Raw genomic sequence first — 6,092 nt, forward strand, 5'->3', positions numbered from 1 at the left:
GCGGGGCTGATCAGTTTCCCCGGGCCGCCTCCTGCAGGATCAACTTGTCCAGGGTGAGATCCGCGATGGCTTTTCTGAGCCGCTGGTTCTCCGTCTCCAGATCCTTCATCCGCCGGACCTGATCCGACTTCAGGCCGCCGTACTCACGCCGCCAGCGGTAGTACGTCACCTCGCTCACGCCGATCGCGCGGATCGCCTCCGCCACGCTCTGGCCTTGGCCGACCAGCACGTCCGCCTGCCGCAGCTTTGCGACAATCTCCTCAGGCTTGGGTCGCTTCCTCGACATCGATCCGTCCTCCAGGCTCGAAAGCCATACCAAAGGGCGGACCACTTCATTGGGGGCGGATCACGTCGACTTCTACGCCCACATGATCCCGCATCACAAAGGCGCGGTCGCCATGGCGAGGGTCGCCCTGAAACACGCCAGCGATCCCGCCACCAGGGCGATGGCCCAGAAAATCATTGCCGACCAAGTCACGGAGATCTCCAACATGGAGGCATGGTTGGCGCGGCATGGCAAGTAAGCGCGGAAGCCGGGGCAGCCAGTCAGGGCGGCCCGAGCACGCTTCACCCGATAAGGCTCCCGTCCGCCCAGGTGAACGAGATGCAAGCCGCCAGCAAAGACACTCTCTATCTTATGGCTGCAAACGCTGCCATCCGTGGCAATAAATCACGAGGTCCGCTTTCCGGCGGCTATCGCACAAGCCTGCGCGACCGGGGCGGGTCGGGTGCGGAACGGCGGCTGGGGGTGGTTTTCAGCCAGTCTGTTTACGAGCGGAAACGCATCGGAGCAGACGCATCGCCAAAACCCGCTCACGACCTGCGAAGGAAGAGATCATCCTATTTCAATAAATGACTTCCCAATTGCAGATCATTTAACTGCCACGCAAAATAGGCGCGTCAGTAGCGTGGATTGCATTGTATTGACCGAGATGAATATATTAAAATTTGAGAAGGCGAGCGCAATACTCCCCGAGACGAACTCGAAGTTCGGCGCTCGATACTGCGTCTCGCCTTCACCTCCCCCGAGCGAGCTAGAGACTGCCGAGCGCATGCGTACATGTCGGGCTTAGAACCCTGCGCCATATTCTGCGTCTCGTCAGTGCTCGCCGTGGAAGAGCTTATCCGTGGAGGAGCTTAGTGGAAGCGGGCCCTACACCTCGTCGCAATGCTCGACTACTTAACATTTCAGGAGCATCCCCGATGAGGATGAGGAAGGCACGCATCGGTCAGGTGGCCTTCATGAGCTCGCTGTCTTGCCAACGAAATTCGGTGTTGTCCATCCACATGCGGTGCATGATCACCGCGAGCTTACGAGCCACTGCGATGACCGCACGCTGAATTCCGCGGCGCTTGGCTACTTGGAGCCCCCAGGCTTTGAGCGCCGAACTCCGGGGCATCCTGAGCAGTATAAACGCTGCTTCGACGAGCAGCGCCCGTAGAGCTTGATCTCCGGCCTTGCTAATCTTGCCCCTGTGGTCGACCTCGCCCGACTGTGTCTGCCGTGGTGTCAACCCGAGAGCAGCGCCGATTGATCGTGACTTCTGAAACCGCTCCGGAATGTCGACTGCGCTCTTGAAGCTCAGTGCGATCACGGGTCCAACCCCAGGGCAGGTCATCAGCAGGCGGCAGACCGGATCTAGGCGCGTAATACGCGAAACTTGCTTGGTCAGCTCTGCGAACTGCGCCCGCAACGCGCGCCAGCATGTCAGAACCGGTTCGGTTACGTCCCGAAGAAAAGAGTCGCCTGCAATCAGTTCGCGGACGCGCGCCTCCCACTTCGTCCGGCTTACCGAACCAAGCTTGAGACCGAACTGCCGGATTATGCCCCGGACGAACAGTTCTAGATCAATCATCTTAATTTGCACCGTCTTGCGGGCAGCCAACAGGGCTCGCATTTTCTGAGAATGCTCCGACTTGACGTGAACCACATGCGGCGTCCCGAAGCACATCATCCGCGCGAGGCCGCGAGCATCGTTTCGGTCGTTCTTGTTAATGGTCTCCAGCCTGAGGAAGCCTTTTACCTTCCGTGCATCGAGAACAAAGGCCGGCAATCCACTTCTCGCCAGTCCGATATAAAGCCAATGCGCGAGGCTGCCGGTTTCCAAGCCGATGCGATGATATATTAGCCCAAGATCACGCAGAAAATTAGAAATCGCCTCGGGATTGGTGTCAACTTTTGACTCTGCGATTATATTCGTTTCTTCGTCTATCACGCAGATCTGAGTTTCTTTCAAAGCTACGTCGAGACCAACATAGTGACGAGTCATCTGCGGCAACCGTGCTACGTGACCTGCTATTTTCAATATAGAAACAGTAGGTCGCGGACGCCGACGGAAGGCGCCGGCACCTATTGTAGGGAGAATGTCGACTCCACCATTGGGAAAGGTTGGCTATCAGTTTGCCAATCGGCGAAACAAGCAAGATAGATCCCGATTGAACAGAATCGTCTATCTTGATCCTTACGCTAAATAACGAGGAGGCGCCGGAAAGCTGCTTGCTCGCGCTCACGCTAATGATGCGGTTCTGCAAGAAAGTTCAGATTAAATAGCTCGATTAGCAGTCGTTCTGGGAATGCGTGGAAGACTATCCGAGCGGACGCATGAGGCGGATGCGGAATGAATGGACGGGGCGCGAAGCTGAGCGTCGGCGTTCGGCCAGAGATCCAATAACAGCTCACGATCCCGAGCCGAATTCCCTTGAAACCAACGATGGCTGCTTTCGGGAAGATCGGACAGCGGCACGAATGGCTGACGTGGGTCGCAAGCCGTAGGACCGCTTGGGTGGATTGCCGCCAGTCTGCTTCCGCTCGACGTAGGGTGGAAGCGTACGTTCGTGTTTCCTCGCCGCCTGCTTCCACCGACCACCGACCGGCGTCGAGTTCCAGCTGATGCTCGTGGCCAAGGGCATGACAACGCGTGCCGCGAGAGGGCTTCGTGCGGACCTCGACCACGGACCTCGGGCCGGACTTCGCGGCCCACGACCCCACCGATCATGCGGCTGGGCGCTGACGCCTCACGCTGTACCGCGGGCGTAATCCATGGCGTCGAGGTCGGCGATGAGGCCCCGGCTGTCAGGCTGCCAGCCGAGCCGGGACCGCGTCAACGCGCTCGACGCCGCCATGTCGGCCCCGGCAAACCCCGCCAACCATCCGAAATGCGCGGCGGCGGCATCGGGCGCGACGGAGGCCGCTGGGACGCCAAGGCCCCGGCCGACGGCTTCCGCGATGGCCCGAAGCGGGACGCCCTCCTCGGAGACGGCATGGTACCGGGCCCCCGCCTCGGCACGCTCCAGGGCCAGCACGTAGAGGCGGGCGACGTCGCGCCTTGGTCCCGCCGCCCAGCGGTTCGCCCCGTCGCCCACATAGGCGGAGACGCCCTTGGCTCGAGCATGGGCGACAAGATAGGTCACGAGGCCCTGCTTGACGGTGTCGTGCACTTGCGGGAGCCGCATCACCGACACGTTGACGCCCGCCTGCAGGAGCGCCTCACCCGCCTTTTCGGAGGCGACACGGGGGTTCCGGTGGTCCCTGTCGAAGACGTCCTCGGTGGCCGTACGGCCGGACGACGGGCATCCCATCGCTACGCCGGACGTGATCAGCAGGGGCCGATCCGAGCCCTTCAGCGCGGAGCCCAGGGCCTCGATGGCCCGCCGGTCCTTCTCGCAGTTGGCCACAAAGTCCAAAAAGTCGTCGTGATCGAACGCGGCATGGATCACGCCGTCGGCCCGGGCGGCCCCATCGTGTAGGCTGACCCGGTCCGTGAGGTCGCCCCGGTGCGGCTCGACCCCCGCCGTGCGGAGCGCCGCCGCGCCGGCCTCGGACCGGGTCAGCCCCAGGACCTGATGCCCGGAGGCAACGAGCTCCGGGATGAGCGCCGAGCCGATGAAGCCGGTAGCGCCCGTGAGGAATACGCGCATGGATGACTGTCCGCGTTGTGAGGAAACCCCACTTTCCTGCGGCTGGCGTCACCGTAAAATACGTGACCGTATCAGGGTATAATCTCTCACAGGATCGCCATGCCGGCCGGCTCAGAGAATCCCCTCGGCGCCTATCTACGGGACCGGCGGGCGAAGCTCGACCCGTCCTCGTTCGGGTTCGCGGGCCGCAGGCGGACGCCGGGCCTACGTCGGGAGGAGGTCGCCCAGCGTTCAAACATCAGCGCGACGTGGTACACGTGGCTGGAGCAGGGCCGCGGCGGTGCGCCCTCCGCGGACGTGCTGAACCGCATTGCCGCCGGTCTGATGCTGACTGATGCCGAGCGCGAGCACCTGTTCATGCTGGGCCTCGGGCGCCCGCCGGAGGTCCGCTACGCGGTCGCCAAGGGGGTCACGCCCCGGCTGCAGCGACTGCTCGACACGCTGGAGACCAGCCCTGCACTGATCAAGACAGCCACCTGGGACGTCGTCGCGTGGAACCGTGCCTCGGCCGTCGTGCTGACCGATTGGGACACGGTCCCGCCGGGCGAGCGCAACATCCTTCGCCGCATGTTCGGCTCCAGTCAGGTTCGCGCGATCCAGCATGACTGGGACAGCGTGGCCCGCTACGTGGTCGCGGCGTTTCGTGCGGATGCGGCCCGCGCCGGTGCGGCGTCCGAGGTCGGCGCGCTGGTCGAGGAACTGTGCCGGACGAGCGAGGACTTCGCGGCGCTGTGGCGCGAGAACGAGGTGCACCATCACGGCGAGGGGACGAAGCGGTTGAAGCACCCAGTCCTCGGCGCCATCGAGCTTGAGTATTCCTCCTTCGCCGTCGACGGTCGCCCCGACCTCGGCCTGATCGTCTACAACCCCACCACGCCGTCCGTCAGGAAGCAGATCCGCAGGCTGGTCGATGGTCGGCCCGGCGACGGCACCCGCACAGACCCGTCGCTGTAACCGCGCGGTCGGCATCGACGTTTGGAAGTCGCAGCAGCGCCGACCGTGTCGGTGGAGATCGTCCCGTCGTCCATCGTGGACGGGCTTCGCCTTCCCAGATGGCGTCCTGATCATGCGCAACGAATATCGCGTCTGCTTCGGAGCATCGACAAAGAGATGCTGAATGGCCGAGTTGGGTCGGGAGCCGCCGGGCCGGTATAGGTGGACTTCTGCCAGTCCGCCCACACTCAGGATGCGGCGCCCCGCTCCCATTCCCACTCAGCCGCGACGGGAGAGGTTGAGGCTGCTGCTCGCCCCGACCCGGGTCAAGGAAATTTCGGCCTCTTCGCGTTTCCAGAAGGCGGTGATGATGTCGTCGTGCTCCTCGAAGGTATCGGGGGTGCCGAAGCGGTCGCGCAGGGCTTCCAGCAGGCCCGGCTGATCCGTGGAGAAGCTGCACGCTGTGTGGGGATGGCGTCCCGATGCTACCCAGTAGGACAGCAGCCCGTCGCCCTCGCGCTCGGTGCGACGCCAGCCGACGACCTGTACCGGGCCGCCGTTGTGGCGCTCGAAGCCGGCACGCCAGTCACGGTCCTCAGGAGCTTTAGGCCAGCCGAGTTGCTCGCCTCTATTCGCTGCCTCGTCCAGGGAGGTCGCCTCGCAGACGTCGAGAATTGCGGTGAGATCGGCGCTGGCGGACATTGCGGACAAGCTTCCTGCAACGGGCAGCACCGCGCAAGCCAGGAAAGTCGCGATACCGATGGCGGTGATGCGCATGGAGCTGCTTCAAGGGGGGCATTACAGAACTCGTTGGTGGTCGAACGAGCCTCTGATTGTGTCCCGGCGATGGCTCGGTCTTCAACTTGCGCCGAAGTCGCCGAACGGCCGACGAATGACCGTGTGTGGACGCCCCATCGGATTCAAGGGGGTGTTGGAGAGATTTGTGCGCGCAGGATCAGGTGCTGCCGTGTGTCCGGCCTGTTGATGCAGCCATCATCACGGCTGCTGGCCTGTATGGAGAGCGCGGATCGGGTCCAAGTCGCTTTGGCGCGCTCGAGGCGCTTGGCCATTCACTGGTTTTCCCGACCCCGTCTTCTGACCGTTGCGCCATACCTCTCGGCTGACCTTCCCTGCCTCCCTGACGCCTCAGGCCGTGGCGATCACGCCGTGGCCGGAGCTCTGTAGGAGCCGCCATGGGCCATCAAGGCCCAGACGATCCTCGCCATCTTGTTCGCCAGGGC

Annotated in this window: 4 protein-coding genes and 2 pseudogenes; 2 read left to right on the top strand and 4 right to left on the bottom strand. The window is 63.1% G+C overall.

Translation table 11 applies throughout. The annotated features are described in order from the left end of the window. Window positions 1-16: 16 nt before the first annotated feature. Window positions 17-286: pseudogene (locus BM419_RS31165) on the bottom strand (transposase); the annotation flags it as partial. Between the two features lie 64 nt (window positions 287-350). On the opposite strand from BM419_RS31165, the pseudogene BM419_RS31170 reads away from it, so the two are divergent. Then, window positions 351-524, top strand: a pseudogene (locus BM419_RS31170) (DUF305 domain-containing protein); the annotation flags it as partial. A 705-nt stretch (window positions 525-1,229) separates the two neighbouring features. Here BM419_RS31170 and BM419_RS31175 read toward each other — a convergent pair. Both BM419_RS31175 and BM419_RS31180 read right to left on the bottom strand, forming a co-directional pair. Then, on the bottom strand, window positions 1,230-2,270 hold the full coding sequence (locus BM419_RS31175) for an IS110 family RNA-guided transposase (protein ID WP_091928732.1): 1,041 nt from the start codon (window positions 2,268-2,270) through the stop codon (window positions 1,230-1,232). Between the two features lie 745 nt (window positions 2,271-3,015). After that, window positions 3,016-3,918, bottom strand: coding sequence for an SDR family oxidoreductase (locus BM419_RS31180; protein ID WP_091928733.1), 903 nt, complete (start codon window positions 3,916-3,918; stop codon window positions 3,016-3,018). 99 nt (window positions 3,919-4,017) lie between these two features. On the opposite strand from BM419_RS31180, the gene BM419_RS31185 reads away from it, so the two are divergent. Continuing rightward, complete coding sequence (locus BM419_RS31185; protein ID WP_091928734.1) at window positions 4,018-4,872, top strand: helix-turn-helix transcriptional regulator; 855 nt, start codon at window positions 4,018-4,020, stop codon at window positions 4,870-4,872. 258 nt (window positions 4,873-5,130) lie between these two features. Here the strand turns inward: BM419_RS31185 and BM419_RS31190 are convergent, their stop codons facing one another. After that, a complete protein-coding gene (locus tag BM419_RS31190) occupies window positions 5,131-5,628 on the bottom strand; it encodes a hypothetical protein (RefSeq protein WP_091928735.1) in 498 nt (165 codons plus the stop codon). Between the last annotated feature and the right edge of the window lie 464 nt (window positions 5,629-6,092).

It is taken from the genome of Methylobacterium sp. yr668 (genome assembly GCF_900116245.1).
Lineage (GTDB): Bacteria > Pseudomonadota > Alphaproteobacteria > Rhizobiales > Beijerinckiaceae > Methylobacterium.